Origin of the sequence: Leisingera sp. (genome assembly GCF_034669605.1) — a bacterium.
In the GTDB taxonomy this organism is placed as follows: domain Bacteria; phylum Pseudomonadota; class Alphaproteobacteria; order Rhodobacterales; family Rhodobacteraceae; genus Leisingera.
This window is the reverse complement of sequence record NZ_JAXMOX010000045.1, coordinates 1-26,293: the sequence shown is the minus strand read 5'-3', so window position 1 is coordinate 26,293 and position 26,293 is coordinate 1. Positions and strand designations below refer to the sequence as shown.

At 61.1% G+C, this 26,293-nt stretch carries 28 protein-coding genes and 1 pseudogene; 9 read left to right on the top strand and 20 right to left on the bottom strand.

Annotated elements, in window-relative coordinates; translation table 11 throughout:
• A partial coding sequence (locus VOI29_RS07925) for a 3'-5' exonuclease (protein WP_323777639.1) occupies positions 1 to 454 on the top strand: 454 nt, incomplete at its 5' end.
• Positions 455 to 519: 65 nt separating this feature from the next.
• Positions 520 to 1,020, top strand: coding sequence for a flavin reductase family protein (locus VOI29_RS07920; RefSeq protein ID WP_323777637.1), 501 nt, complete (start codon positions 520 to 522; stop codon positions 1,018 to 1,020).
• Positions 1,021 to 1,105: 85 nt separating this feature from the next.
• On the opposite strand, the gene VOI29_RS07915 is transcribed toward VOI29_RS07920, so the two are convergent.
• From VOI29_RS07915 to VOI29_RS07880, 8 genes are all read right to left on the bottom strand, one after another.
• Positions 1,106 to 1,846, bottom strand: a complete 741-nt coding sequence (locus tag VOI29_RS07915) for an ATP-binding protein (RefSeq protein ID WP_323777635.1) — start codon at positions 1,844 to 1,846, stop codon at positions 1,106 to 1,108.
• Entirely contained in the window at positions 1,846 to 2,004 is a 159-nt protein-coding gene (locus VOI29_RS07910) for a hypothetical protein (protein WP_323777633.1), read from the bottom strand. The genes VOI29_RS07915 and VOI29_RS07910 overlap by 1 nt, the downstream gene beginning before the upstream one ends.
• Positions 2,005 to 2,166: 162 nt before the next feature.
• Positions 2,167 to 3,153 carry an ABC transporter substrate-binding protein gene (locus VOI29_RS07905; protein WP_323777631.1) on the bottom strand — a complete coding sequence of 329 codons (987 nt, stop codon included), beginning with the start codon at positions 3,151 to 3,153 and terminating at the stop codon, positions 2,167 to 2,169.
• Between the two features lie 147 nt (positions 3,154 to 3,300).
• Positions 3,301 to 4,146: an ABC transporter permease gene (locus VOI29_RS07900; protein ID WP_323777629.1), complete on the bottom strand. Its 846-nt coding sequence runs from the start codon at positions 4,144 to 4,146 to the stop codon at positions 3,301 to 3,303.
• An 85-nt stretch (positions 4,147 to 4,231) separates the two neighbouring features.
• Positions 4,232 to 5,149, bottom strand: coding sequence for an ABC transporter permease (locus VOI29_RS07895; protein WP_323777627.1), 918 nt, complete (start codon positions 5,147 to 5,149; stop codon positions 4,232 to 4,234).
• A 99-nt stretch (positions 5,150 to 5,248) separates the two neighbouring features.
• On the bottom strand, positions 5,249 to 6,088 hold the full coding sequence (locus VOI29_RS07890) for an ABC transporter ATP-binding protein (RefSeq protein WP_323777625.1): 840 nt from the start codon (positions 6,086 to 6,088) through the stop codon (positions 5,249 to 5,251).
• 60 nt (positions 6,089 to 6,148) lie between these two features.
• Complete coding sequence (gene hydA, locus VOI29_RS07885; RefSeq protein ID WP_323777623.1) at positions 6,149 to 7,603, bottom strand: dihydropyrimidinase; 1,455 nt, start codon at positions 7,601 to 7,603, stop codon at positions 6,149 to 6,151.
• 130 nt (positions 7,604 to 7,733) lie between these two features.
• A complete protein-coding gene (locus VOI29_RS07880) occupies positions 7,734 to 8,984 on the bottom strand; it encodes a Zn-dependent hydrolase (protein ID WP_323777621.1) in 1,251 nt (416 codons plus the stop codon).
• A gap of 269 nt (positions 8,985 to 9,253) precedes the next feature.
• Here VOI29_RS07880 and VOI29_RS07875 point away from each other — a divergent pair, with 269 nt between their 5' ends.
• Entirely contained in the window at positions 9,254 to 9,868 is a 615-nt protein-coding gene (locus VOI29_RS07875) for a TetR family transcriptional regulator C-terminal domain-containing protein (protein ID WP_323777619.1), read from the top strand.
• 95 nt (positions 9,869 to 9,963) lie between these two features.
• Here VOI29_RS07875 and preA read toward each other — a convergent pair whose 3' ends face one another.
• The 6 genes from preA to VOI29_RS07845 form a co-directional block, all read right to left on the bottom strand.
• Entirely contained in the window at positions 9,964 to 11,268 is a 1,305-nt protein-coding gene (gene preA / locus VOI29_RS07870; protein ID WP_323777617.1) for an NAD-dependent dihydropyrimidine dehydrogenase subunit PreA, read from the bottom strand.
• Between the two features lie 52 nt (positions 11,269 to 11,320).
• Entirely contained in the window at positions 11,321 to 12,655 is a 1,335-nt protein-coding gene (locus VOI29_RS07865) for an NAD(P)-dependent oxidoreductase (protein WP_323777615.1), read from the bottom strand.
• Between the two features lie 155 nt (positions 12,656 to 12,810).
• Positions 12,811 to 13,449: a cupin domain-containing protein gene (locus VOI29_RS07860; protein WP_323777613.1), complete on the bottom strand. Its 639-nt coding sequence runs from the start codon at positions 13,447 to 13,449 to the stop codon at positions 12,811 to 12,813.
• A gap of 77 nt (positions 13,450 to 13,526) precedes the next feature.
• Positions 13,527 to 13,931: a RidA family protein gene (locus VOI29_RS07855; RefSeq protein WP_323777611.1), complete on the bottom strand. Its 405-nt coding sequence runs from the start codon at positions 13,929 to 13,931 to the stop codon at positions 13,527 to 13,529.
• 95 nt (positions 13,932 to 14,026) lie between these two features.
• Positions 14,027 to 14,179, bottom strand: a complete 153-nt coding sequence (locus tag VOI29_RS07850) for a hypothetical protein (protein WP_323777609.1) — start codon at positions 14,177 to 14,179, stop codon at positions 14,027 to 14,029.
• A 570-nt stretch (positions 14,180 to 14,749) separates the two neighbouring features.
• A complete protein-coding gene (locus VOI29_RS07845; protein WP_024089791.1) occupies positions 14,750 to 15,013 on the bottom strand; it encodes a DUF2312 domain-containing protein in 264 nt (87 codons plus the stop codon).
• A 196-nt stretch (positions 15,014 to 15,209) separates the two neighbouring features.
• Between VOI29_RS07845 and VOI29_RS07840 the strand changes: the two genes are divergently transcribed.
• Positions 15,210 to 15,428, top strand: coding sequence for a hypothetical protein (locus tag VOI29_RS07840; protein ID WP_323777606.1), 219 nt, complete (start codon positions 15,210 to 15,212; stop codon positions 15,426 to 15,428).
• A gap of 28 nt (positions 15,429 to 15,456) precedes the next feature.
• Here the strand turns inward: VOI29_RS07840 and VOI29_RS07835 are convergent, their stop codons facing one another.
• Complete coding sequence (locus VOI29_RS07835) at positions 15,457 to 15,672, bottom strand: hypothetical protein (protein WP_323777604.1); 216 nt, start codon at positions 15,670 to 15,672, stop codon at positions 15,457 to 15,459.
• 292 nt (positions 15,673 to 15,964) lie between these two features.
• Here VOI29_RS07835 and VOI29_RS07830 point away from each other — a divergent pair, with 292 nt between their 5' ends.
• Genes VOI29_RS07830 through VOI29_RS07815 form a run of 4 tightly spaced genes read left to right on the top strand, consistent with a single transcriptional unit; the run spans position 15,965 to position 18,147 of the window.
• Positions 15,965 to 16,828, top strand: a complete 864-nt coding sequence (locus tag VOI29_RS07830; RefSeq protein WP_323777602.1) for an MBL fold metallo-hydrolase — start codon at positions 15,965 to 15,967, stop codon at positions 16,826 to 16,828.
• A complete protein-coding gene (locus VOI29_RS07825) occupies positions 16,818 to 17,276 on the top strand; it encodes a YeeE/YedE family protein (protein WP_416361497.1) in 459 nt (152 codons plus the stop codon). The genes VOI29_RS07830 and VOI29_RS07825 overlap by 11 nt, the downstream gene beginning before the upstream one ends.
• Entirely contained in the window at positions 17,276 to 17,710 is a 435-nt protein-coding gene (locus VOI29_RS07820) for a DUF6691 family protein (RefSeq protein WP_323777600.1), read from the top strand. The genes VOI29_RS07825 and VOI29_RS07820 overlap by 1 nt, the downstream gene beginning before the upstream one ends.
• Before the next feature lie 11 nt (positions 17,711 to 17,721).
• The gene (locus tag VOI29_RS07815; RefSeq protein WP_323777598.1) at positions 17,722 to 18,147 is read left to right on the top strand and encodes a TIGR01244 family sulfur transferase; all 426 of its coding nucleotides are present in this window, start codon (positions 17,722 to 17,724) and stop codon (positions 18,145 to 18,147) included.
• 277 nt (positions 18,148 to 18,424) lie between these two features.
• Here the strand turns inward: VOI29_RS07815 and VOI29_RS07810 are convergent.
• The 5 genes and pseudogenes from VOI29_RS07810 to VOI29_RS07790 form a co-directional block, all read right to left on the bottom strand.
• Positions 18,425 to 19,774 (bottom strand): annotated as a pseudogene (locus VOI29_RS07810) (FliM/FliN family flagellar motor C-terminal domain-containing protein).
• Between the two features lie 85 nt (positions 19,775 to 19,859).
• Positions 19,860 to 22,538: an ATP-binding protein gene (locus VOI29_RS07805; protein ID WP_323777596.1), complete on the bottom strand. Its 2,679-nt coding sequence runs from the start codon at positions 22,536 to 22,538 to the stop codon at positions 19,860 to 19,862.
• The gene (locus VOI29_RS07800) at positions 22,538 to 22,870 is read right to left on the bottom strand and encodes a hypothetical protein (protein ID WP_323777594.1); all 333 of its coding nucleotides are present in this window, start codon (positions 22,868 to 22,870) and stop codon (positions 22,538 to 22,540) included. The genes VOI29_RS07805 and VOI29_RS07800 overlap by 1 nt, the downstream gene beginning before the upstream one ends.
• 7 nt (positions 22,871 to 22,877) lie before the next feature.
• Entirely contained in the window at positions 22,878 to 23,258 is a 381-nt protein-coding gene (locus VOI29_RS07795) for a response regulator transcription factor (RefSeq protein ID WP_323777593.1), read from the bottom strand.
• A 91-nt stretch (positions 23,259 to 23,349) separates the two neighbouring features.
• Positions 23,350 to 24,648 (bottom strand): helix-turn-helix domain-containing protein, encoded by a 1,299-nt coding sequence (locus tag VOI29_RS07790; protein WP_323777591.1) that lies wholly within the window; start codon positions 24,646 to 24,648, stop codon positions 23,350 to 23,352.
• Positions 24,649 to 24,879: 231 nt separating this feature from the next.
• On the opposite strand from VOI29_RS07790, the gene VOI29_RS07785 reads away from it, so the two are divergent.
• Positions 24,880 to 26,226, top strand: a complete 1,347-nt coding sequence (locus VOI29_RS07785) for a substrate-binding protein (RefSeq protein ID WP_323777589.1) — start codon at positions 24,880 to 24,882, stop codon at positions 26,224 to 26,226.
• Positions 26,227 to 26,293: the final 67 nt, after the last annotated feature.

The window sequence follows — 26,293 nt, the reverse complement described above, 5'->3', positions numbered from 1 at the left end:
GGACCCGGGTCGGCCAATCCCTGCTGCTTCGACCAAAGTGCATGGCATCAGCGATGCCCTGGTGCAGGGCGCGCCGGTGATTTCCGACGCCGCCCGCGCCTTTCACCAATTTGCCTCGGACGCCGTGATCGTGGCCCACAACGCGCCTTTTGACATGGCCTTTCTGCACCGCCACGCCAAGCGGGCAGGTATCAGTTGGGACCAGCCGGTGCTGGACACCGTGCTGCTGAGCGCAGTTCTGTTCGGCGCCTCGCAGAACCATACGCTGGACGCGCTTTGCGAACGGTTGGACGTCACCATCCCGCCTGCCCTGCGCCACACTGCGATGGGGGACGCCCGCGCCACCGCAGAGGTATTCTGCAAGATGCTGCCGATGCTGGAGGCACGCGGGCTTGCCACCTTTGGCGCGGTGCTGGAAGAATCCCGCAAGCACGGGCGCCTCATGAAGACATGAACGTGGTAGACAATCGCCGCCATGCGTGGCACGTCACTGCCCGGAACGGATAAAAGGCGTGCGACATGGCCGACACCAGCTTCATCCCCGGGCCGGAGACCGCCAGGGACTACCGCGATGCGCTCGGCTGCTTTGGCACCGGGGTGACGGTAGTTACCACCATGACAGCGCGCGGCCCCCTGGCGATAACCGTCAACAGCTTTACCTCCGTTTCACTGGATCCGCCGCTGTTGCTGTGGTGTCCGGCCAAAGCGTCCCTTCGCCATGATGCCTTTGTAATGGCCGAGAATTTCGCCATTCACGTGATGGCCGAGGACCAACTGGGCCTGGCCAAGCATTTCGCGGCCCGCGGCGAGGACTTCAGCGCCGCAGCATGGCAGCCCAATGGCCAGGGAGCGCCGGCCCTGGACGGGGTGATTGCCCGGTTTGACTGCCGCCGCTTTGCCGCCCATCTGGCGGGTGACCACACCATCATCATAGGTGAAGTGGCCAGCGTCACCACCCGCCCCGGCAAAGGCCTGATCTTCAAACGCGGCCAGTACGGCGGCTTCCTGGAGCAAAGCTGAAAAGGGCAGTCTCAGGCCTGGCCCCTCGCTCCGGCCATGCCCCAATGCCCGGCACCACGGCACTTGCGGAGCCCGGCCCCCTGACCTACTCCGCCAGATCAGGGGTTTCTGCATCTTTTTCGCCTTGCCCCGCCAGCAGATGAGGCAACACGGCAGACGCAGACAGATCCATCCCTGCCTCCATGCTAAGCGCCCGCTGCGGACAGATCGAAACGCACAGGCCGCATTGAAAACACATGGCTTCAACAAAGCTCAATGCGCCGCCGTCTTCGGTCAGGCTCAAGGCATCCGAAGGGCAGACCCACACGCAGCTGCTGCATTGGTTGCACAGGCCTTCATCAAGGCTGACGGCGCCGTATGGAGCCTGTTCCGGCAAGACTACATGGTCCTCACTGGCCGGCAGCAGCGCCGCGGCACTGGCCCGTGCGGTGTCCCTGCGGCTGCCCACCGCCACTATGTCCGGCGCAACCGAAGGAAACGGGAAAATACCCGCCGCCAGCCGCCGTGCAAGAGTCCCGGCACAGTCGAACAGCAAGATCCGGCCCAGCCCGCCCAGAACCTGCACCAATTCAACCTCCTGCTGCTGATGCAGCCTGTCGGCAGAGCTGGCGCAGACCTGCACGTGAATGACATCAAAACCGCAGGCCAAGGCGTGCAGCAAATCAGTATGGGTAATCTGTTGCAGGCAGCAGACCGAAACCGGAATTACGTCAACCTGCCAAGGCGCCGTCAGTTCCAGCCCCAGAGGCTCCACATCGTAAAGCAACAGAATCTGGGCCCGTCCGGTCTCCAGCTTGCGCTGATGCGCCGCCTGGCAGAGATCCATCAGCGGCAGTTCGCAGCTTCTGCCGGCGACATCCAGCAGCGCAGGCCGTCCGTGCGCGGCATATCGTGCATGGCACGTAATGCCGTCTGGCTGAGGGCAAAAGCACAAATATTTCGGCAGGTATCCGGATTGCTTTTGCCGATCAGGGATATGAGCACGCTTCTCTCCCATAAGGCAACCCTATCACAAAAACAGACGCCCCAGGGCTGTATTTTAAAATTGCTGAAGAATTGTTGGGAGTTTATCAATATTGCGCGGTAATCAAACGGAAGATCCGCCGGCATCCCAATCCCGGCGGATCCCCAAGGTCTATGGCCTGCCTATTTCAACGCCGCATCGGTGATAGCGTGGGTCCAAGCGCCTTCCGGGACCTTGGTGATGACCGGGTCCGAGCCACCGCTCATTAGCGTTGACACCGTCCGCTCATAGTCCGCCGGATTCAGCGCTCCATTGCTGCCCGCGGTGAGTTTGGCAATCTCGCCCATCATGCGTTTCTGGTGGGTCTCGGTCTGGGCACCGGACGCATCATTGTCGAGTACAATTTCCGCTGCCTCGTCCGGGTTTTCTTCGGCGTATTTCCAGCCCTTCATCGAGGCCCGCACAAACCGCTCCATCTTGTCAGCGAACTCCGGATCGCCAAGGTTCTCTTCCAGCACATACAAACCGTCTTCCAGCGTCGCCACGCCCTGATCCTCGTACTTGAAAGTGATCAGCTCATCCTCGGTGACGCCGGCATCGAGGACCTGCCAGAACTCATTGTAGGTCATTGTCGAGATGCAATCCGCCTGGCGCTGCAGCAGCGGATCGACGTTGAAGCCCTGCTTCAATACCTCAACGCCCTCCTCGCCTTTGCCTTCGGTGGAAATCCCCAGCTGACTCATCCAGCTCATGAAAGGAAACTCATTGCCAAAGAACCAAACGCCCAAGGTTCGGTTGGCAAGATCCGCAGGTGCGGATATTCCTGTGTCCTTCCAGCAAGTCAGCATCATGCCCGAAGATTTGAACGGCTGCGCGATATTAACCAGCGGCAGACCTTTTTCACGTGCTGCCAGCGCCGCGGGCATCCACTCCACGGTCACATCGGCGCCGCCGCCGGCTATCACCTGGGTCGGTGCAATATCAGGGCCGCCGGGCAGGATGGTGACATTCAGCTCCTCTTCCTCATAGAACCCCTTGTCAGCGGCAACGTAATAACCGGCAAACTGCGCCTGGGTTACCCATTTCAGCTGCAGCGTCACGTCATCCGCCGCCTGCGCTGCGCCTGCAGTGCCCAGTGCCAGCGCTGCCGCCGTCATCAGATGTTTCATATCTTGTTCTCCCTGTTGATTATGATGTTAAGCTTGCCCGGGTTTGACCATTCGTTCAAAGTTTTTTCTTTTTGGGTCGGTCCTTTGCCGGTCACCAGCACAAGATTTCCGCAACACCGCCCCGCACGCGGCGGGGCGGCTGATCCCTCACCCACGTTGCGACGGGTGCCAGAAGGTCAGTGTTTTCTCAATTACTGCCATCAGCCCATAAAAAGCCGAGCCTGCCAGTGCTGCCACCACAATCTCTGCCCAGACCATGTCCAGCGCCAGCTGGCCCACGCTGGTAGAGATACGAAAGCCCATCCCAACAGTGGGCGAGCCAAAAAACTCCGCCACAATCGCGCCGATCAGCGCCAGAGTGGTGGAGATCTTCAACCCGTTGAAGACAAAGGGCAGCGCCGCCGGCAAACGCAGCTTGAAAAATGCCTGCCAGTAACTTGCCGCATAGGTTTGCATCAGATCGCGCTGCATGGCCGAGGTTTCCCGCAGGCCCGCCACCGTGTTCACCAGCATTGGAAAGAACACCATGACGACAACAACTGCAGCCTTGGAATGCCAGTCGAAACCGAACCACATCACCAGGATCGGCGCGGTGCCCACAATCGGCAGCGCGGCGACGAAATTCCCCACCGGCAGCAGCCCGCGGCGCAGGAAGTCGCTGCGGTCGACCAGGATCGCGGTCAGGACCGCCGCGCCGCAACCGATCACATAGCCGCCGAGCGCCCCCTTCAGGATGGTCTGGGTAAAGTCCTCCCAAAGGATCGGCATGCTGGAGGCGAAGCGCACCGCGATAACCGAGGGCGCAGGCAAGATCACCAGCGACACCTCCAGTCCGCGCACCAGCAGTTCCCAGACCACCAGCACGGTGACGCCGAAGTTGGCCGGAACCAGCAGCTGCACCGCGCGGGTATGCGCAGCCGGACCATTGGCCAGGCGTCTGTTTAACCACCAGCCCGAACACCAGACCAGCACCGCAAGCAGAACCATCACCATGCCGCGCCCTCCTGCTTCTTTCTGGGCCAAATACTCCGGATGAGCGGTGCAGCGGCAAGGGCAGAGCCCTTATTCCATAGGCCAATCATGCCTGCACCCCCATCCGCTTCAGCACCAGTTTCTCCATCAGCCCCAACAGCGCGACCAAGGCGGCAGCCAGGATCGCCGCCGCAAAAAGCGCCGACCAGATCTGCACGGTCTGCCCATAGTAACTTCCGGCCAGCAAGCGCGCGCCAAGGCCGGCAACCGCTCCGGTCGGCAACTCACCCACGATGGCCCCCACTAGCGATGCCGCAATGCCGATCTTCAGAGAGGCAAACAGATAGGGCATCGACGACGGCAACCGCAGTTTCCAGAACCCCTGATTAGTATTGGCATTATAGGTCTTCAGCAGATCCAGCTGCATCGCATCCGGTGCTCTGAGGCCCTTCACCATCCCCACGACAACCGGGAAGAAGCTGAGGTAGGCCGAAATCACCGCCTTGGGAATGATCCCCTGCACTCCAATAGAGTACAGCACCACGATGATCATCGGCGCCAAGGCGATGATCGGAATGGTCTGGCTGACAATCGCCCAGGGCATCACCGACATATCCATCACGCGGGAATGCACGATCCCCACCGCCAGCAGAATGCCAAGGCCAGTACCGATGGCAAAGCCCAGCAGCGTTGCCGACAGCGTCACCTGCGCGTGATAGATCAGGCTGCGCTTGGAGGTGACCTTCTTTTCCACCGTGGTCTCCCACAGCTCCACTGCCACCTGATGCGGCGCAGGCAGCCGCGGGCGCTCCTGCACCCAAGTGTCATTGATGGCAAAGCTGTTCTTCGCCACCAGCCCAAACTCGCTCCTGTCCCGGCGTTCCTTGGCGGTAGCGGGGGTCACTTCGACCCCTGCCCGCTCAGCCGCATCCAGCACGCCCTTGATGTTCATCGGCACACAGGCCGCGTACCAAAAGGCAATGATCGCAGCGAGAACGGTCAGGACAGCAACAAGGCTTTTCATGACTGCGCCCTCCCTAAACGGCTGCCGCCCGGTGCACAGGGGGTGTACAGGGGGTGTACGCTTGTCACCCCCCAATTCCGGCGGATCTCGCTAGCTAACTCAGTCATCGCCATGCCCCGCCCGCAGGCCCTCGCGCACCCGGTGGGCGATCTCGATGAACTCCGGGCTGTCGCGGATATCGAGCGGCCGTTCCTTGGGCAAAGTGCTGTCGATCACGTCATGAATGCGGCCGGGCCGCGGCGACATCACCACGATCTTGGTCGACAGATACACCGCCTCCGGGATCGAGTGGGTGACAAAGCCGATAGTCTTGTTGGTTCGCGCCCACAGCTTCAGAAGCTGCTCGTTCAGATGGTCGCGCACGATCTCATCCAGCGCCCCGAAGGGTTCATCCATCAGCAGGATGTCAGCGTCAAACGCAAGCGCCCGCGCAATGCTTGCCCGCTGCTGCATACCGCCTGACAGCTGCCAGGGAAACTTGCCGCCAAACCCTGACAATTCAACAAGTTCCAGGACCTGGCTGACGCGCTTCTCCTGCTCGGCCTTGGAATACCCCATGATCTCCAGGGGCAGCTTGATGTTCTTGGAGATGGTCCGCCACGGGTACAGCCCCGCCGCCTGGAACACATAGCCATAGGCCCGGTTGCGGCGCGCCTCGTCCGGCGTCATTCCATTGACGCTCAGGCTGCCGCCGGTGGGTGTCTCCAGCGCTGCGATACAGCGCAAAAACGTGGTCTTTCCGCAGCCCGATGGGCCGATGAAGGAGACAAACTCGCCCTTGTGGACCTCAAGGCTCACATCCTTCAGCGCATGCACCGGGCCATCGTTGGTCTGAAACGTCAGATCCAGGTTCCGGGCCTTGATCACTGTTTCAGCTGAGGCTGGGTCGGAAGCGGCGGCCTCGGGTCGGATTGCCTGGGTGGTCGTTTCCATATTCATGTCTTTGCCTTGATTTCACACAGGAAAACGGGCCGCCGATACCGGCAGCCCGCTCCTGATTTACACGCCTGTCGCCGGGATGCCGGTGCGCTCCACCGGACGCGGCGCGGTCAGCTCTTTCCAGGTCGACAGCGCCTTGTTCACCGTGGTGTTGGCCTCTCGGGAGACGAACTTGCCGTGACCCTCCCGGCAGCGGATTTCGCCGTCATGCACCGCCACATGGCCCCGGGTCAGGGTAAAGCGCGGCAGGCCCTTTACCTCGTGCCCCTCAAACACATTGTAGTCGATCGAGGATTGCTGGCTGGAGGCGGAAATCGTCTTGCGCTTTTCCGGATCCCAAACCACCAAATCGGCATCCGCACCAACCAGAACTGCACCCTTTTTCGGATAACAATTCAGGATCTTGGCGATGTTGGTTGAGGTTACGGCCACAAATTCGTTCGGCGTCAGGCGGCCGGTTTCGACGCCATGGGTCCACAGCATCGGCATCCGGTCCTCCAGACCGCCGGTCCCATTGGGAATCTTGGTGAAATCCCCCACGCCATTGCGTTTCTGTTCAGTGGTAAAGGCACAATGGTCCGTCGCCACCACTGACAAGGATCCAGACTGCAGACCAGCCCACAGGCTGTCCTGATGCTTCTTATTACGGAATGGCGGCGACATTACACGGCGCGCGGCATGGTCCCAATCCTTGTTGAAATACTCGCTTTCATCCAGGGTGAGATGCTGGATCAGCGGCTCGCCCCAGACCCGCTTGCCCTGCATCCGGGCGCGGCGGATGGCCTCGTGGCTGTCCTCGCAGGAGGTATGCACGACGTAGAGCGGCACACCCGCCATATCAGCGATCATAATGGCGCGGTTGGTGGCCTCGCCTTCTACCTGCGGCGGCCGGGAATAGGCATGCGCCTCGGGGCCATTATTGCCTTCTGCCAGCAGCTTGGCCTGCAGCTCCGCCACCACGTCACCGTTTTCGGCATGGACCAGCGCTATGCCGCCCAGTTCGGAGAGGCGCTTGAACGAGGCATAAAGCTCGTCATCATTCACCATCAGCGCGCCCTTGTAGGCCATGAAATGCTTGAAGGTGTTGATGCCGCGCTCCTGGATCACAGCCTTGATGTCATCAAAAACCTGCTCGCCCCACCAGGTGACCGCCATGTGAAAGGAGTAATCGCAATTGGCACGGGTCGATTTATTGTCCCAGCGTTTGAGCGCATCCAGCAGGCTCTCACCCGGATTGGGCAGCGCAAAATCCACCACCATGGTGGTGCCGCCAGCCAGCCCGGCGCGGGTGCCGCTCTCGAAATCGTCCGAACTGTAAGTGCCCATGAAAGGCATCTCCAGATGGGTATGCGGATCAATCCCGCCCGGCATCACATAGCAGCCGGTGGCGTCCAGTTCCTCATCGCCTTTCAGATTGGGGCCAATCTGCGTGATCACCCCGTTCTCAACCAGAACATCCGCCTTATAGGTCAGATCAGCGGTCACGATGGTGCCGTTTCTGATGACTTTATTCATACTTGCAACTCCCTGTTCGGGGCGTATTTTCACGCCTCCCATTATCTCTTCCGCTGTCTGGCGCAGCTGTTTTCATCTTTCCGGATATACTCCGGGGAAGCGGCCCTCCGGGCTGCGGGGGCAGCGCCCCTTATTCCACGATCTCCGCCGTTTGGACCGCCGCATGGAACAGCACATTGGCACCGGCTTCGGCCCATTCCTTGCTGATCTCCTCCGCCTCGTTGTGGCTCAGCCCATCCACGCAAGGACACATCACCATCGCGGTCGGCGCCACCCGGTTGATCCAACAGGCGTCATGGCCTGCTCCGGATATCAGATCCTGATGCGAATATCCCAACCGCTCTGCCGCGTCGCGCACGGCTGAGACACAACCCGCGTCAAAGGCCACGGGATCAAAGCCGCCGACTTTCTCAAACTCGATCTCGACCCCCATCGCCTCGGCAATCCGGGTCGCCTTTTCATGCAGCTGGTTTTCCATATCGGTAATCACCTCGAGCTCCGGGCTGCGGAAATCGACGGTGAAAACCACCTTGCCCGGGATCACGTTGCGGGAGTTCGGGTAAACGTCGATATGCCCCGCCGCCCCGACCGCATGCGGTGCGTGCCCCCAGGCGATTTCATCCACCGTTTCCAGAATGCGTGCCATCGCCAGGCCAGCATTGCGGCGCATCGGCATCGGGGTCGAACCGGTGTGCGCATCCTTGCCAGTGACCGTCACCTGGGTCCAGCTCAGGCCCTGCCCATGGGTCACCACACCGATATCTTTGCCCTCAGTCTCCAGGATCGGGCCCTGTTCGATGTGCAGTTCAAAAAAAGCGTGCATCTTCCGCGCACCGGTCTCCTCTTCGCCGCGCCAGCCGATGCGCTTCAATTCTTCACTGAATTTTTTGCCCTCGGCATCCTCACGGTCATAGGCCCAGTCCTGCGTGTGAATGCCCGCAAACACGCCCGAGGACAGCATCGCAGGCGCAAAGCGTGTGCCTTCCTCATTGGTGAAATTGGTCGCCACAATCGGATGTCTGGTCTTGATATTCATGTCATTGAGCGAGCGGATCAGCTCCAGCCCGGCCAGCACCCCCAGCACTCCGTCATATTTGCCGCCTGTCGGCTGAGTGTCCAGATGCGAGCCAACGTAGACCGGCAGTGCCTCCGGATCCGTGCCTTCCCTGCGGGCGAACATATTGCCCATCTGATCCAGCCCCATGGTGCAGCCGGCCTCCTTGCACCATTTCTGGAACAGGGCGCGGCCTTCGCCATCTGCGTCCGTCAGCGTCTGGCGGTTGTTGCCGCCAGCGACACCCGGGCCGATTTCGGCCATCTCCATCAGGCTGTCCCACAAACGGTCGCCATTTATCTTCAGATTCTGTCCAAGGGACGTCATTACGAGCTTCCTTCCCTGTGCGCCCGTCTGTGCAGGCTTCATCCGGCATTACGCCGTTGAGGTGGCGTTAAGTGCTGGCCGGTTCACAGTGCCGGCTCTCTTGATCCCGGTCAATGATTTGACCAACTGGTCAAACTCACGCTATCACGGGTTCGCTATCAGTCAAGAAATTGCCGCACAGCCCTTGAAAAAATCGGTTCTTTCACCGGAAACAGGTGAAATTCCGCGCGTCAGCTGGCAAAAGGCGGCAGAAACAGACAGGGACGGACATGCCCGCAGACCGCGCGCCAACCCGCATTCAGAGAAAGAATCGCGCCGCCATTCTGGAGGCTGCGCTGGATGTGTTCTCCAGCCACGGTTTCCGCGGCTCCACAGTGGATAAGATCGCCAAGGCGGCCGGACTGTCAAAGCCGAACCTGCTTTACTACTTCCCTTCCAAAGAAGCGATCTTCAACGAGCTGATGTCAGGCTTGCTGGATACCTGGCTTGATCCGCTGCGGGCACTGGACCCGGAAGGCGAGCCATTGGACGAAATCCTCGCCTATGTGCAGCGCAAACTGCAGATGAGCCGGGATTTCCCGCGCGAAAGCCGGCTTTATGCCAATGAGATTGTACAGGGCGCACCGCGGCTGCATGGCGTGATTGCGGCAGATCTGAAAGTGCTGGTGGAAGAAAAGGCGCAGCTGCTGCAAGACTGGATGGATGCCGGGCGGATTAACCGCGCGCACCCGAAACATTTGCTGTTTTCGATCTGGTCGCTAACCCAGCACTACGCCGATTTTGACGCCCAGGTGCGCACGCTGATGGGGGAAGAAGACCCCTTTCACGCAGCGCCGCAATACCTGGAAACCTTGTACCGGCGGATGCTTACACCCAAAAGCTGACCTGCCTCCTTAAAAGGCCGACCCAACCGGGCCGCGCCTATTCTTTTGCCCGGAACACCCACGCCAGCGGCACGGCCCTAAAGGCGCAACAGTTTTTACTCCGCCGCCGTTGCCGACGGGTTGTTCGGATGCGTGGTCCAGTTGGCATACTCGCCGGAAACCACCTCGCCGGTGCGCTCGTCAATCTGTCCGGCAGCCACTTCTTCCATGGTGATACAGCCTTCAACAGGGCAAACATTCACGCAAAGATTGCATGCGACGCATTCGTCGTCCTTTACCGTGAACACCCGATCCTCGCTCATCGCAATCGCCTGGTGCGAGGTGTCCTCGCACGCCGCATAGCAGCGGCCGCATTTGATGCAATCGTCCTGGCTGATCCGCGCCTTGGTCACATAGTTCAGGTCCAGATACTGCCAGTCGGTGACATTCGTCACCGCCATGCCGATGAAGTCCTGAGTGGAGGTATAGCCCTTCTCGTCCATCCAAGTGGACAGGCCCGAGATCATTTCCTTCACCACATTGAAACCATAGGTCATTGCTGCGGTGCAGACCTGCACGTTGCCGGCCCCCAACGCCATGAACTCCGCCGCATCGCGCCAGTTGGTGACGCCGCCAATGGCAGAGATCGGCAGGCCGCGGGTCTGCGGGTCGCGGGCAATTTCCGCAACCATGTTCAGCGCAATCGGCTTCACCGCCGGGCCGCAATAGCCACCGTGGGTACCCTTGCCGCCGATGGTCGGCTCCGGCGCCATGCTGTCGAGGTTCACCGAGGTGATCGAGTTGATGGTGTTGATCAGGCTGACCGCATCGGCATTCCCGGCATGCGCCGCCCGCGCCGGCTGGCGGATGTCTGCAATATTCGGGGTCAGCTTAACGATCACCGGCTTGGAGTAGTATTTCTTGCACCACTCGGTGACCATCTGGATGTATTCCGGCACCTGCCCGACGGCCGAGCCCATTCCGCGCTCGGCCATTCCGTGCGGACAGCCGAAATTCAGCTCGATCCCATCGGCGCCCGTGGCTTCGACCTGCGGCAGAATATCTTTCCAAGCCTGTTCCTCGCACGGCACCATGATCGAAACAATGATGGCGCGATCCGGATAGTCCTTCTTGACCCTTTTGATTTCCTCCAGATTGGTCTGCAGCGGCCGGTCGGTGATCAACTCGATGTTGTTGAGGCCCAGCAGGCGGCGGTCGGCCCCCCAGATCGCTCCGTAGCGCGGGCCGTTCACATTGACCACCGGCGGACCTTCAGCGCCCAGCGTCTTCCAGACCACCCCTCCCCAGCCGGCCTCAAAGGCACGGCGGACATTGTATTCCTTGTCAGTCGGCGGCGCAGAGGCCAGCCAAAACGGATTGGGGGATTTGATTCCCAGAAATTCTGTTGTCAGATCAGCCATTTGATCTCTCCTGTTCAGGCTAGCTCGGAACGGTATTCCGTTCCTGACTGGCTCAGCCCATAAGGCTGGAGTGAATGTCCATTGCAGCATCGCGGCCCTCGGCCACGGCGGTCACGGTGAGGTCTTCGCCGCCGGAAGCACAATCGCCCCCGGCCCAGACCCCGGCCACGGAGGTTCGCCCGTTGGCATCGACCTTGATCTTGTGGCCTTCCAGCGCCAATGCATCCGGCTGGTTTTCCAGCGTCTGGCCGATCGCCTTGAAGACCTGATCAGCGGCCAGCCGGACGGTCTCGCCGGTGCCGGAGACCTTGCCGTCCGTGACCTGAGTATACTCCAATTCGATCTCAGCAGCGGCGCCATTGCCATGGACAGCCCTGGGCATGACGTTGAACATCAGTTTGACGCCTTTGGAGGCCGCCAGATCCTGCTCGAACCGGCTGGCGCCCATGGCGTCGCGGCTGCGGCGATAGGCAATAGTGACGTTTTCGGCGCCCAGCAGTTTCGACTGAACCGCAGCATCCACCGCGGTCATTCCACCGCCGATCACCACCACATTTCGGCCCACCGGCAGCTTGGTCAAGTCGCCTGCCTGGCGAAGTTCAGCGATGAATCCCACTGCGTCGCGCACACCGTCTTTGTCTTCGCCCGGCGCCCGCAAGGCGTTGACACCGGCCAGGCCAATCGAGAGGAACACTGCGTCATAGCCGGATTTCAGTCCATCCAAAGACAGGTCCGCGCCCAGTTTTTTGCCGTAATCCATTGTAATGCCGCCGATTTGCAGCAGCCAATCCACCTCTCGCGCGGCAAAGTCATTGGTGGACTTGTAAGCGGCAATGCCGAATTCGTTGAGGCCGCCTGCTTTGTTATTCGCATCATAGACCACCACATCATGGCCCAGCATCGCCAGCCGGTGCGCGGCAGCCAGACCGGCCGGACCTGCACCGACAACAGCGACAATCTTTCCAGTCGCCTTGGCACGGGTGAAAGGGTGAACGCCTTTTTCCATCAGCCTGTCCGTGGCGTAGCGCTGCAAGCGGCCGATTTCCACAGGCTTGCCCTCTGCAGCTTCCCGCACACAAGCCTCTTCGCACAGTGTTTCGGTCGGGCAGACCCGCGCACACATGCCGCCCAAAATGTTCTGCTCCAGAATGGTTTTGGCCGCGCTTTCGGCATGGCCCGCCTGAATTTCCCGAATGAACTGGGGAATGTCGATGCTGGTCGGACAGGCGGTCATGCAGGGCGCGTCGTAGCAGAAATAGCAGCGGTCCGCCGCCACGGCTGCCTCATGCGCGTCATAGGCTGGGTGCAGGTCCGAGAAATTCTCCGCAATCTCGGCAGCGTCCAAACGCGCCGCCTGAATGCCGGATGCCTGATGGCTGGTCGCCATTGGGTGTCTCCCTGATTATCTGTTTTCTTACTTATCAGAGTGCCACAGTCCTATTTTTTATCAACTGGTAAAATTTTTAAGCTGGTAAAAAAAATACCGCCCTTGAAGGAGCGGCTTGCAAGCATTTGAATTTGGGCAGAAACAATTGCAGCGGTTTAGTCAGTCATTTGCGCTAGATGCCCGGTTTTCATCCAAACTTTGGCGCCATTGATGCCAGCCGTCGCCTCCAAACGGCTGCCCGGCGGCAGCCGCAGCCAGTCCCAGCGGCCGAATTCTTCGCCGCTCTCGCTGTAACTGCCGTCCATGACAAACACCTCGGCGCCGCCGGGCACCGCCAGGCTGACTGCCTGCCCCGGCGCCCAATTTTGCAGGGTTACGGTTTCAATTCTGTCCTGAAACAGCCGCTGCTGCGGCGCATCGCCTGTGATGCGGGTTTTCACTTCGGTCCTGTCCGCCGGGTCGAACTGATGCAGCTTCACCAGGATCACTGCGCCCTCCGCCGCAGCTGGCGTGTGGCTGGTGTTGGGCGGGTTGCGGATATAGGAGCCTTTCGGAAAATCCCCGTGTTCGTCCTGGAACACGCCGTCCAGCACTAGAAATTCCTCGCCGCCATCATGCACATGGCGCGCAAAGGCAGAGCCCGGCGCAAACCGGACGATGGTGGTGGCTCGGGCCACCTCCTCTCCTATGCGGTCCAGCATTTTCCGCTCCACCCCCGGGGCCGGGCTTGCCACCCAAGGCGTTTCATCAAAATGCACCGCTGCGCGTTTGCTGAAATCGGCGTTGATCCGCATTTCTCTCTCCCTTGTTTCCCAGAAAATGCGGCCGCTTAGGGCTGCCTTGAAAAGCGCGTTCACAGAACCGTGTAAGGCTAGGATCTGGCCGGAAGAACCGCCGTGGCTTCGATTTCGATCTTGGCTTGATCCTCGATCAAGGCGGAAACAACCACCATGGTCATGGCCGGAAAGTGATAGCCCATTACCGCGCGGTAGGCTTTACCCACTTCTGCCTGATGGGCGAGATATTCGGCCTTGTCCGTCACAAACCATGTGAGCCGGGTGATATCCTGCGCGGATCCGCCTGCGGCTCTGACCACCTCCAGAATATTTTGCAGCGCCTGGCTCATCTGGCCAATGAAATCCTGCGCAGCAAACACCTGATCCGCGGTCCAGCCGATCTGGCCACCGACAAAGAGCAGCTTGCCCTCCGCCACCATGCCGTTTGCATAACCTTTGGCGGGCTTCCACCCTTCGGGTTGCACGCTGATGGCTGGCATGGTGGAGCTCCTTTGCTGATGCGGCCTGCCAGCGACCATACCGCCGCCTCGGCATTTACTTCAAGCTTAAAACTTATCAGGCTGATACACATCCCTCAGAGGCCCATGGCCGCACGGGCACTCAAGCGGTTCAGCAGAACGGAGGGAAACAGCGGCGGCACCTGCCGGGCCTTTACACCGTCGATGGCATAAGGGGCAGCCGTCTGTTGCGCGCTCTGCTCCCGCAACTCCGCATGTTTGCCCAGCAATACCCCGCTTTTGGCAACCAATGCAAAGGCATTGCGCGCTGTTCCGGACCATATCCGCCAGGACGATCCGAGTACTCAGAAGATGTTCCACATCCTCCGCGGCGTGGAGCCGAGTTCAGCCATAAAAACAGATATCCACGACTACGCGGCGCCTAATGCATAGAGGACAAGCCGTTGTCACCACGTAAAAAATCAGAACGGCGCCAAGAAATGGAACCCCAAGCGGAAACGCCAGTCCAGTCCCGCCAAGGAACAGGGCGGCTGCTATCCGGCCGGCACGTGCCATGGGCCTTCTGTGTTCGGAAAAGGCCGGAACCGTTTGCAAGTATGGGCCCGGACAGGGTTCAGGCCCAGCAGTTCCTTCAAAAAGTGAAAACTGGAACCAATCAGGCTGAACAATAAAAACGCCAGCAGCGATTGCGTCAGCCTCGCAGCGCCCAATTGGTGCCCTGCCACAGGCTGGAAGCCCGCAACAGGAAACAACAATCTGCATCTGCAGGCTTGTGCCGGACGCGGGTTTTCACCTCCGCCACCAGCGTAAACAATCGCGGGGCCGCGGCCCCGCGGGGCTTACATGCCCAAGGCTTCCTTATACATTTCAAGCACCGCTTCTTCTTCGTCGATGTCGTTCTGGTCGCGCTTGCGCAGCGCGATGATCTTACGCATGACCTTGGTGTCGTAGCCGCGCGCCTTGGCTTCGGCCATCACCTCTTTCTGCTGTTCGGCGATGGTCTTCTTTTCTTCGTCCAAACGCTCGAACCGTTCGATGAACTGGCGCAGTTCGCCAGCGGTCACACGGTAGTTTTCGCTTTTTTCGTCTTCGGTGATATCCATCTGCGGCTCCGTCGGCACATGCTGTCAATTGCTGTCGGAGCAAGGGGATAGCGCCCAGCCCGCTGCGCCGCAAGCAAGGAAAGCCGCAGCAGTGCCAAGAGCGGCAAAAACCGGCGCCCTGCCCCCTCGCGCGGCTTGCGCGCAGAGCCCGGATCAGCTAGGCGCGGCGCAGCGCGAAAACCGCAGGAGCACGCTTATGTTCGAACTCATTGTCTGGGCCGGAGCCGCCTTGTCCATTGCCGGACTGCTGGGTTTGGTCTGGTGCATCGTCCGGGTCGCGCGGGCGCGCCGCCAAAAACTGGACGACGAATCCCTGCGCGCGGTTGTGCAATCGGTGCTGCCTTACAATCTGGGCGCACTGCTGCTGTCAGTTCTTGGACTGATGCTGGTTATGACGGGCATTTTCCTGGGCTAGACCTAAGGCGCCTTGCCTGGCAGACTGGTCAGACCGGCATATTGTCAAACATCTCCTCCACCGCTTCCTCGCACAGCGTGGCTTCCAAACGGCGGAATCGGCCCGGCACCGCAGCGCCCGTTTTGCGCATATGATCCAGCAACCGGATGAACTCAGGCCGCATTGCAAGCCGGGCAGTACCAGTCTCTCCAAGAATCCGGTTTTCCAGATTCTCAACAGTGTTCAGCAGATCGTCATGTGTCATTGGCAGTTCTCCCTGAATCATGATGAGGTTATGCTGGATTTTCACAACAGCCGCGTGAAGGCCTGCAGAATTTAGGCAAGCGACCGCTTATTCGCGAAACTTTACCGGCCTTTTGACGGTTTTGCACTGCCCCGGACGCCTATTAAGCATACCGCAACGCGGCATTGCCTTGCCTTGACACAGGTCAACCGGCTGCGATGATTTCAAAGGCAGCAGCGGTTTCCGCACCGGCATCCTTGAAACACATTCTTAAATTGATATATGATCATCCAAACTCATGGGAGAGTATCAGATGAGCCCCGCCGTCAAGGCCTTCTTCGACGAAGCCACCAACACCGTTTCTTATGTGGTGCATGAGCCTGCGGGCTCCGCATGCGCCATCATCGACTCCGTGCTGGATTACGATCAGGCCGCCGGACGCACCTGCACGGAATCGGCGGATGCCATCACCGCCTGGATCAAGAAGCAAGGCCTGCGGACAGAGTGGATCCTGGAAAGCCACGTGCATGCCGACCACCTGTCAGCCGCGCCATACCTCCAGGAACGGCTGGGGGGCAAGATCGGCATTGGCGACCAGATCACCGTAATCCAGGACACTTTCGGCAAGATTTTCAACGAAGGCACCGAATTTCAGCGCGACGGCAGCCAGTTCGACCGGCTGTACCGTGAGGGAGACACCTTCATGATCGGCCAGATGCGCGGCGAGGTGCTGCACACGCCCGGCCACACGCCTGCCTGCTTGACCTATGTGATCGGCGACGCGGCCTTTGTCGGCGACACGCTGTTCATGCCAGACTTCGGAACCGCCCGCTGCGACTTTCCCGGCGGATCCTCAGCCGATCTGTATAACTCGATCCAGAAAATCCTGGCGCTTCCCGACAGCACCCGAATCTTTGTCGGCCATGATTACAAGGCACCGGGCCGCGATGATTACGCCTGGGAAACCACCGTCGGCGAACAAAAGGCGCTGAACGTGCATATCGGCGCAGGGCGCAGCATCGAGGAATTCACCCGAATGCGCGACGCCCGTGATGCGACCCTTGGCATGCCGCGTCTGATTCTGCCGTCGCTGCAGGTGAACATGCGCGCGGGCCAGATGCCGGAGCCGGACGACCAGGGCGATATTTTTTTAAAGATCCCGGTCAATAAAATCTGACCCAAGCAGGCGGAAGGCGATCATGGAAACGGATTGGGTTTGGGGCTTGGCTGGCGGTGTGCTGATCGGACTTGGCGGTGCCGTCTATCTTTTGGGCAACGGCCGCATAATGGGTGCCAGCGGCATCCTGGGCGGGCTGCTGGATGGCAGCGGCCGCAGCTCTGCAGCGGAACGGCTGGCCTTTCTCGCAGGCGTGATTGTCATGCCGCTGCTGATTGGGCTGTTGGCCGGTTCACCTGCGACCCATGCCACCAGCAACGCTGCCATACTGATTGCTGCAGGCGTGCTGGTCGGCCTTGGCACACGGATGGCCAACGGCTGCACATCCGGTCACGGGGTCTGCGGTGTTTCCCGGCTTTCCTTGCGTGGTATCACCGCGACGGCGGCCTTCATGCTGGCAGGCATTCTGACGGTGGCCATTCTGCGCCAGGTAATGGGAGTCATCTGATGCTGCGGATTATTCTGGCGATGATTGCGGGCAGCCTGTTTGGCGCGGGGCTGATGCTGTCGGGCATGACCGACACCGAAAAGGTACAGGGATGGCTGGATATTTTTGGCCATTGGGATCCCACGCTGGGCTTTGTGATGGGCGGTGCGCTGCTGCCGATGGCGCTGGCTTGGCGGCTGGCAGAAGGACGCAAGCCTGCCGCCGGGGGCAGCTTCCCCGCCCTGCCGCGCGCTGGGCTGGACCGGCGGCTGATCCTCGGATCCATTCTGTTCGGCGCGGGATGGGGCCTGGCAGGGTTTTGCCCCGGTCCCGCCATCGCCTCGCTCAGCTACAATGGCTGGCAGGGCGCGCTGTTCGTATCGGCGATGGCTTGCGGCATGATAGCTGCTCCCAGGCTCAGCCGGCATCTGGACCGGCGCGCCGCAAACGCGTAAAGACTCGGGATATGGATGCACGCGTAATCACCCCCCGCTATTCGGTCTCACCGCAGATCTCGGCTGAAGACCTGCCCGCCATTGCCGACGCCGGCTATAAGACAGTGATCTGCAACCGCCCGGACGCGGAAGTGCCGCCCAGCCATCAGGCAGAGGCGATCCGCACAGCCGCCGAAGCCGCCGGGCTGCGGTTCGAGGTTCTGCCGCTGACCCATCAGACCATGACGCCGGAGAACGCCGCCCGCCAGCGGGCCCTGTACGAAGAATGTGACGGCCCTGTGCTGGCCTATTGCGCGTCCGGAACCCGTTGTTCGGTGGTCTGGGCGCTTAGTCAGGCTTGCGAAATGTCCGCCGATGACATTCTGCAAAAGACCGCAGCCGCCGGCTATCAGCTGGAAGGGCTGCGCCCGGCATTGATTTCCATGGCTGACAGCTAATTCCCCGGAAAATCTGCCTGCCCAGTATGTGGCGGGCAGAGAGCCCGTGTCCGGCCGCTGTGGCGGAGCGGGATTTGGCCGGAACCACCCCCGCCTTCTGCGCAAGACCGGATCACAGGTTGGTTAGGACTTGTTGGTTAGGACTTGGAGATTCCAGGACATGCCGCCTGCGACGGCGGCTGACCCTCCCTGCGATGTCCTAGGCTCCAACTCCCGGATCCTGCTGCGGGCAGACGAGGCCTCCACACGGTGCCGTCAGTAGGATTTCTCCCGTAGATCAGCGGTTTCCAGCCAAAGCGCCATCCAGCCCGGCCAGCTGCGAGTATTCTGCCGCCGCATCCTCCGGCGCGCGCGCCCCCAAATCAACAGAAGGCAGATCAGGCAAGTCAGGCAGCCCGCCATCCAGCCCATCCAAGCCCAAGGCGCCATCGCCGCCAAGCCCGGCCAAGTCCATCGGATCCATTCCGCCGATGGCCCCGTCCATACTCCCCATGCCGCCGTCAAAACCGCCGCCGCCAAGGGCAGAAAGCCCGCCGCCGCCTTCGTCCAGGTCGAACCCGGCACCCCCCAGTCCCGGTGCCGCCTCCAATGCCGGCAATCCCGCGTCGCCCATCGGATCCTGCAGCCCTTGTGCCGCAATTCCCATATCGAGTGCCGGAGGTCCGCCGCCTATCAGATCAGTGGTTGCCCCGCCGGAGAACCTATTTCCAACTGCCCCCGCATCACCCGCCAGCCTGGCCCCGGATTGATTCAGCCGGACTGCACGCGCCCCGTTCATCTGGCCCAGACGCCCCTGTGCAACAGACTGGCCGCCAATGGTCAGCAGATCCGTTTCCTAGAGAAAGGCGGAATCCAGCGGCAGCGAATCACCGACCTTGAGAGCAGCAAAATCCCTCAAGGGCACCCGCATCTTGCACAGAACAGCCGACAACTCCGCCCGGATAGCGCCCAGATTGCGGCCCAGTGACGGGCCCTGTGCACCGTTGCACTGGCCGTCCTGCAGTTCTTCGGCCGTCGGTTCGGGAAGCATCAGCTTCATCACGCCCTGCATGGCGCCGCAGGCGAGATCCAGGTTCAGCTCGATCACCCGGTAATCCTCCGCCTCCATACCCAGAACCAGGCTGCGCACATTTTCAACCTGTGCGCCAAAGCGGTAACCGGTGAAGATTGCCTGATCAGCGTGGCCGTCCAGCATCGCGAAAACCTTGGCAAAAGTGGTTTCCAGAAACTCTGCCGTCATCACTGCGTCTGTCGGCGTATAATGACGCTCGTCCGGTGCTTTGCCCATCACCGTGCCAATGGTCTGCTGCTGAATCAGCGCTGTGACCGTGGCCGCATCCATGCTGGCAGCCCCCATCCTGCCATGCGGGCAATCCAAAACAACCAGCAGATCCTTGTCCGACAGCTGGTCAGCCAGGTCTTCGGGAATGCGGTTGGACTGCCGCGCCGCCAGTACCGCCACCGGCAGACCGCACAGGTCCGCAGCCGCACGCGCAACCGACCGGCGCAAAGCCTTCAGCGTCAAAGAGCTGGTAAGCGCTCCAACACCTTCCTTTGTCGCTGCCAGCTTGCGTGCAAGCACACCTTGCTTGCCGCTGCCTGCCTCTGCTGGTTCTGTCTCAGACATAGGCTGTTTCAACCTGCCTCTTGCACGTCCCGTTTCCACGGTTTTAACCGAAAGGGGGTTAACAACTCCTGTACTTCAGGCCGGGTTATGCAGCCTTTTCCCCTGCTGCGGGTAAGGAAACCCGGAACGCGCCGCCGCCGTGCCCCGGCAGATAGGATACATTGCCGCCCAGCCGTTGCATGACCTCCCGGCAAATGGCCAGGCCAAGCCCGGCCCCGCCTGCCCGCTCGGGGCGGACGCGCGAAAATTTCTCAAAAATCATCTGTTGGAACTCTGCCGGAACGCCGCTGCCATTGTCAGTAAAGTCGATCTGCAGCCAGCCGTTGCTTGCAGTGGCGGAAATGGACAGTTCCGGTTCAGCAGCATCGCAATATTTCTGAGCGTTGACGATCAGATTGATGAATACCTGCGCCAGACGGTCCATATCTGAGGAAAGCTGGAACCCTTCCGTTGCAGGATTGCGGTGGACCTTGAGCGGACGGTCCGATCCCGCCAATGCAGCGGCAACGGCGCGGTCCAGCACGTCCGGCAGGGTGGCCGCGGACATATTAAGGTTCACTTGGCCGTTCTCCAGAACGCTGAGGTCCAGAAGATCGTTGAGCAGCCGGGTCAGGCGCAGCGTTTCGTCATGAATGATCCCGGCATAGCGGCGCTGATCCTGCATGCTCAGCTGCCTGTCATCGCGCAGAATTTCCGAAAACGCACGGATCGAGGTCATAGGCGTGCGCAACTCATGGCTGACCTGGCTTAGGAAGGCGTCCTTCTGCTCCGATATTTGCGTCAGCTTTTCGTTTGTTTCCCGCAATTTGCGGGCAGTCGCAGTCAATTCCGCCGACTGTGCCTCCAAGCGGCTGGAATACTCCAGCATCTGGGCGGTTTCATCCGCAACTGCCAGCAGGTCCGCAACCGACACCGAGGAGCCGCCGGCGATCTGGCCAATCATGGCATGCGCTGCCGCCGCGCCGATGGACGCGCTCAGCTCGCGCTCCAGCCGTTCCAGAAACGCCGGTGTCGGCTCTGGAAGCGGACCGCGTCCTCCCTGGCGCATTCGTTCCCGCTGGAAAAATGCCTGTGCTTCGGACGCTCCGAGAATGCGCTGCGACATGATCATCAGATCTTCGCATTGCGCCACGGAGCCGGTCCAGCCGCGCGGGCCTGCGGAATGATCGAACACATTGACATATTGCGCCCCCTGCAGACGCTCCAGGGGGCTGGGGAAGCTCATCAGCGAGACCAGGCAGAACACCAGCGCATTGAGGCTCATCGACCACATCACGGCGTGCACCGTCGGGTCCATCCCCTCGATCCCGAACAGCGCCTCAGGACGCAGCCAGCTGAAACCGAACAGACCTTCGCGCAAGATATTCTCCGGTAACAGCCCGCCGCCGAGTGCCGGCAGCAGCATGGTATAAAACCAGATGGCAAAGCCCACCGAAAGCCCGGCCAGGGCGCCGCTGCGGGTGGCGCCGCGCCAGAACAGCCCGCCGACCAGCGCGGGCAGGATCTGCGCCACCCCCGCAAACGAAGTGAGGCCGATGGCAGCCAGTGCCGCGGCGCCGCCGGACAGGTGGTAATAGAAATACCCCAGCGCCATGATCACCGCGATCGACACCCGGCGCGACAGCAGCACCACATCGCGCACATCGCCGGAGACCGAGGCCCGGCGGCTTTGCAACCGCAGCCAGACCGGCATCACGATGTGGTTCGACACCATTGTCGACAGCGCCATGGCGGCCACAATCACCATCGATGTGGCCGACGAAAATCCGCCCAGAAAGGACAGTACCGCCAGCCCTTGCTGCCCCTGCTGCAGCGGCACCGTCAGCACGAACATGTCCGGATTGGCACCTGCCGGCAGCAGCTCCAGCCCCACGGCGGCAATCGGCACCACAAACATCGACATCAGCAGCAGATACAGCGGAAAAGCCCAGCTGGCGATCCGCAGGTGGCGCTCATCCTCGTTTTCCACCACCATCACCTGGAACATCCGCGGCAAACAGACAAAGGCGGCGGCGGCCAGAAAGGTGATCGTGGCCCAGCGGCTGCCATCGACGTTCCACTGGCCGATCTCCGAGGCATCTATTCTCTGCAGTGTCTCCGCAACCCCGCCGGCCACTCCCCAGACGACAAAAACTCCAACCGCCAGCAGCGCCGCCAGTTTGACGATCGCTTCCAGCGCCACCGCAGTGACAACCCCGTGGTGGCGTTCATTGGCGTTCAGATTACGGGTCCCGAACAGAATGGCGAACACCGCCAGCCCCGCTCCCACCCAGAACACGGTGTAGGTCTCGTTAAAACTGCCCAGCGGGTCGGCCTCGGCAAAGATGGCAAAGGACAGGGTGATGGATTGCAACTGCAGGGAAATGTAAGGGGTGACGCCAATCACCGCGAGGATCGTCACGCCGGCTGCCAGCAGGTTCGACTTGCCATAGCGCGAAGACAGAAGGTCCGCGATCGAAGTGATCCTCTGACTGCGCCCGATCCGCACCAGTTTCCGCAGGCCCCACCACCAGCCGATCATCACCAGCGAGGGACCAAGGTAGATCGTCACAAACTCCAACCCTGACCGCACCGCGTAACCCACTGCGCCGTAAAAAGTCCAGGCTGTGCAATAGATTGACAACGACAGCGTGTAGATCAGCGGCGAGCGCATCCAGGCAGCGCTTTTCCCGCGGGTTGCCATCCGGTCGGCCCAAAAGGCAATGAAAAACAAAAAAGCCACATAGGCGAGACAGGCAACGGCAAGCATATTGAGGGAGGCCATCAGCTGTCCTCCGCTCCGTCCGGATCCCCTGCCCCGTCCAGCCCGCCGCCGGTCCAGTGATCGGCCCACCGCTGCACTGCGACACTAAAGGCAAAGCAGGCGCCGATCAGGCCGATCCAGACCGCAAAAACATAGATGTAGGCTGTCGACATGCTGACCCCGTCCCGCGCGGCCGGATGGGTCGAGGCTTCAGGCCACAGGAGCGGCAGCGCCAGCAGCAGTGCGCCCAGAACCGGCAGCAGCCGGGCAATGTCCATCAGCCGGCGGCGGCGGTAGGTCTGGCGTTCCGCGCGGGTGCCTGTCTGCTCTTCTGCGCCCCCGTCCCGGAACATCCCAGCCTTATCCCTGACCGGCCTGGGCGTGCAGGTCGCGCACCGCCGTCAGCACCTCGGCGTTGGAAAACGGTTTGGTCATGAAACGCGTCACCCCGGCTTTTTCCGCCATTTCCCGGTCGCGCATCTGACCCCGGGCGGTCAGCATCAGCACCGGCAAAGCGCCCATGCCGTCCTCCATGCGCAGCTCGCGGACGATCTCCAGACCGCTTTTGCCCGGCAGCATCAGATCCAGAATCACCAAATCGGGATCGGCACCGCGGATCACCTCCACCGCAGTGGCACCATCGGTATGCGCATCCACGCTCCAGCCGTCCCGTACCAGCAGAAACCGGATGGCCTCGGTGATATTCGGTTCATCTTCAATCAGAACAACATGCCTGCCCATCAGCAGATTTTCCTCCCGGCGCTGCTTGCCGGCCCGGCCGGCCGCAGGCGCATTCATTTTTGTGCAGGTTAGCCCCGTGCCGGTATGGCTGTCAAAACTCTTCCTTCAGGATCGACGGCTCGCGCCGTGCCGGACAGCCCTGGCGCGGGCAGATCCGGCAGCTGGCGCCCACCAGCTGCGGATCCTGTGCATCCTTGGCGCCGGGCAGGATCAGCATAACCGCCCGATATTGCGGATCAGCCCCGAAATCCGGCATCTCCTGCGGCCATGCCACTGCCATGCAGTCAAAGGCTGCCGCGTTGCGCCCCTGCTGCAGCACATTGCGCCGCACGGGAATATTCGGATGCACAAGCGCAGTGTACAACGGCCACAGCGGGCAGGAGGCACCGAAACGCGGCATCGCAAATCCGGCCACTGGCTTGCGGAACAATAGCGTGCCTGAGGCATCGCAGACCACCAGCCCGGCCTCCTGCCCGAGCAGCTCCTCCGGAAGCGCCGCCAGACGGCGCAGCACGGCAGGCAGCCCGCATTTAAAACGGCGCGCGATCGTCACCGGGGCAACCCCCTCCGCCTGGATTTCCTGGGCCAGCGCCTGCAGCGGCATTGCCCGGGCATCCGCCCGGTATTGCGCCAAGACTGCCTGTGCCACACTGCGGGCCGCCGGGCTTGTCATAGCAGAGGCCGACTGGACCAACTGCTCGGGCCCGGCCGACCCATCCTCAAGGGCAGGGAAGTGAAACCCGTTTTCCTGAAAGAAGGCCTCGGCTTCCTCTTGCGGCATGCCACGGCGGCCGTCGCTACTGTCGCCCTCATCCAGGAAATTCACCAGCGCCCGGCTGCTCTCCGACAGGCGCAGGGAATCTTCATTGAGGTTCTTGTGGAACCGGTCGCGCCACTCCGGCTCCAGCTCGCCGGTTTCTGCCAGGATTGACGCGGTGGAACGGATCGCCGCAGCGGTCGACAGCACTTCATGCACCGAAGCAGCCAGGTTTGGGTCATGGGTCAGCCGGTCCGACAGGGTTTCCACCGTGCGTTCCAGCGTGGCGATACGGCGATGACCGGTTGCCAGCACCTCGGCCCATCCCGGAAATCGGCCCGCAAATTCATCAACCCGGTCCAGCTCGGCCACCGGCACGCCGCTGTCCGCCGCCGCCTCCCGCAGGGTGGAGATCAGCGCCGCTTCGGCGCCCTCGCTCAGCATCGACGGCTCCACCCCCAGAACACTCGCGATATCAACCAGCAGCTTGCCGCCGATTCTACGCCGGTTGTGTTCGATCAGGTTGAGGTAGGAGGCGGAAATACCTGTCTCGCGCGCCAGTTCCGCCTGGCGCATTCCGAGGATCAGCCTGCGCTCGCGGATCCGGCTGCCGGTCAGGGTATCGCGTGCCATTCCGAGGGGCCTCCCAAAACACTGTCTTTTCAACAGTTTTCTGCATTGCAATATAACATAATTTACAGAGCATCACGAAATACTGTTCATTTCTTTACAGGATTTTCAAGCTGTAAAAGGGTATTATTGTCATAATTTACACATCGCACTCATACTGGCTTTGCACAAATAGTGCTGGTGCCGCGCGGAAGTGAGGAGCTGCAAGGCACCATTCATATTAGGGAGGAATACATGTCTGAATTTGACGCATCGCGCCGCAGAGTCTTGAAGACCGGCGCAATCGCAGGCGCTGGTGTGGCGCTGCCGACGATCTTCACCGCCTCTTCCGCCGCGGCCTTTACCAATGAACCGACCGGCGGCACCGTCACATTGGGCTTCAACGTTCCCCAGACCGGCCCTTACGCCGACGAGGGCGCCGACGAGCTGCGCGCTTATGAATTGGCGGTCGAGCATCTGAACGGCGGCGGCGACGGCGGCATGATGAACACCTTCAGCTCCAAGGCGCTGCAAGGGAGCGGCATCCTGGGCAAGCAAGTGGAATATGTCACCGGCGACACCCAGACCAAATCCGACGCCGCCCGCGCCTCTGCCAAATCGATGATCGAAAAAGACGGCGCGGTGATGATCACCGGCGGCTCGTCCTCGGGCGTGGCGATTGCGGTGCAGGGCCTCTGCCAGGAGGCAGGCGTGATCTTCATGGCCGGCCTTACCCACTCGAACGACACCACAGGCAAAGACAAGAAAGCCAACGGCTTCCGCCACTTCTTCAACGGCTACATGTCGGGTGCGGCGCTGGCGCCGGTTCTGAAGAATCTTTATGGCACCGACCGCACCGCCTATCACCTGACTGCCGACTACACTTGGGGCTGGACCCAGGAGGAATCGATTGCAGCCGCCACCGAGGCGCTGGGCTGGAATACCGTGAACAAGGTCCGCACGCCGCTGGCCGCGACCGACTTCTCCTCCTATATCGCGCCGGTTCTGAACTCGGGTGCGGACGTGCTGGTGCTGAACCACTATGGCGGCAACATGGTGAACTCGCTGACCAACGCGGTGCAGTTCGGGCTGCGCGACAAGGTGGTGAACGGCAAGAACTTCGAAATCGTCGTTCCGCTCTATTCCCGCCTGATGGCCAAGGGCGCTGGTGCCAACGTGAAGGGCATTCACGGCTCCACTAACTGGCACTGGACGCTGCAGGATGAAGGCTCCAAGGCCTTTGTGAAATCCTTTGGCACCAAATACGGCTTCCCGCCAAGCCAGGCCGCCCACACCACCTACTGCCAGACGCTGCTTTATGCGGATGCGGTTGAGCGTGCGGGCACCTTCAACCCCTGCGGCGTTGTCGAAGCACTGGAAGGGTTTGAATTCGACGGCCTGGGCAATGGCAAGACCCTGTACCGCGCCGAAGACCATCAGTGTTTCAAAGACGTGCTGGTTGTCCGCGGCAAGGAAAACCCGACCTCGGAATTCGACCTTCTGGAAGTGGTCGAGGTCACCCCGCGTGCACAGGTGGAATACGCACCGGACCACCCGATGTTCGCCGGCGGCCAGCTGGGCTCCTGCAACCCAGGCGCCTAAGCGCCGCCACTGGCACCGGAGTTATGCAATAATTCCGGGCCGGATTCCGCACAGGAATCCGGTTGCG

Bases quoted from the DNA above. Each gene is read 5' to 3' on its own strand.
- VOI29_RS07890 (WP_323777625.1), bottom strand. From the start codon at position 6,088: ATGAATATGGAAACGACCACCCAGGCAATCCGACCCGAGGCCGCCGCT.
- preA (WP_323777617.1), bottom strand. From the start codon at position 11,268: ATGGCTGATCTGACAACAGAATTTCTGGGAATCAAATCCCCCAATCCG.
- VOI29_RS07835 (WP_323777604.1), bottom strand. From the start codon at position 15,672: ATGACACATGACGATCTGCTGAACACTGTTGAGAATCTGGAAAACCGG.
- VOI29_RS07845 (WP_024089791.1), bottom strand. From the start codon at position 15,013: ATGGATATCACCGAAGACGAAAAAAGCGAAAACTACCGTGTGACCGCT.
- VOI29_RS07920 (WP_323777637.1), top strand. From the start codon at position 520: ATGGCCGACACCAGCTTCATCCCCGGGCCGGAGACCGCCAGGGACTAC.
- VOI29_RS07880 (WP_323777621.1), bottom strand. From the start codon at position 8,984: ATGACGTCCCTTGGACAGAATCTGAAGATAAATGGCGACCGTTTGTGG.
- VOI29_RS07895 (WP_323777627.1), bottom strand. From the start codon at position 5,149: ATGAAAAGCCTTGTTGCTGTCCTGACCGTTCTCGCTGCGATCATTGCC.
- VOI29_RS07855 (WP_323777611.1), bottom strand. From the start codon at position 13,931: ATGCCAGCCATCAGCGTGCAACCCGAAGGGTGGAAGCCCGCCAAAGGT.
- VOI29_RS07795 (WP_323777593.1), bottom strand. From the start codon at position 23,258: ATGGGCAGGCATGTTGTTCTGATTGAAGATGAACCGAATATCACCGAG.
- VOI29_RS07905 (WP_323777631.1), bottom strand. From the start codon at position 3,153: ATGAAACATCTGATGACGGCGGCAGCGCTGGCACTGGGCACTGCAGGC.
- VOI29_RS07800 (WP_323777594.1), bottom strand. From the start codon at position 22,870: ATGTTCCGGGACGGGGGCGCAGAAGAGCAGACAGGCACCCGCGCGGAA.
- VOI29_RS07805 (WP_323777596.1), bottom strand. From the start codon at position 22,538: ATGGCCTCCCTCAATATGCTTGCCGTTGCCTGTCTCGCCTATGTGGCT.
- VOI29_RS07875 (WP_323777619.1), top strand. From the start codon at position 9,254: ATGCCCGCAGACCGCGCGCCAACCCGCATTCAGAGAAAGAATCGCGCC.
- VOI29_RS07840 (WP_323777606.1), top strand. From the start codon at position 15,210: ATGTTCGAACTCATTGTCTGGGCCGGAGCCGCCTTGTCCATTGCCGGA.
- VOI29_RS07815 (WP_323777598.1), top strand. From the start codon at position 17,722: ATGGATGCACGCGTAATCACCCCCCGCTATTCGGTCTCACCGCAGATC.
- VOI29_RS07865 (WP_323777615.1), bottom strand. From the start codon at position 12,655: ATGGCGACCAGCCATCAGGCATCCGGCATTCAGGCGGCGCGTTTGGAC.
- VOI29_RS07900 (WP_323777629.1), bottom strand. From the start codon at position 4,146: ATGGTGATGGTTCTGCTTGCGGTGCTGGTCTGGTGTTCGGGCTGGTGG.
- hydA (WP_323777623.1), bottom strand. From the start codon at position 7,603: ATGAATAAAGTCATCAGAAACGGCACCATCGTGACCGCTGATCTGACC.
- VOI29_RS07785 (WP_323777589.1), top strand. From the start codon at position 24,880: ATGTCTGAATTTGACGCATCGCGCCGCAGAGTCTTGAAGACCGGCGCA.
- VOI29_RS07790 (WP_323777591.1), bottom strand. From the start codon at position 24,648: ATGGCACGCGATACCCTGACCGGCAGCCGGATCCGCGAGCGCAGGCTG.
- VOI29_RS07915 (WP_323777635.1), bottom strand. From the start codon at position 1,846: ATGGATCTCTGCCAGGCGGCGCATCAGCGCAAGCTGGAGACCGGACGG.
- VOI29_RS07820 (WP_323777600.1), top strand. From the start codon at position 17,276: ATGCTGCGGATTATTCTGGCGATGATTGCGGGCAGCCTGTTTGGCGCG.
- VOI29_RS07830 (WP_323777602.1), top strand. From the start codon at position 15,965: ATGAGCCCCGCCGTCAAGGCCTTCTTCGACGAAGCCACCAACACCGTT.
- VOI29_RS07860 (WP_323777613.1), bottom strand. From the start codon at position 13,449: ATGCGGATCAACGCCGATTTCAGCAAACGCGCAGCGGTGCATTTTGAT.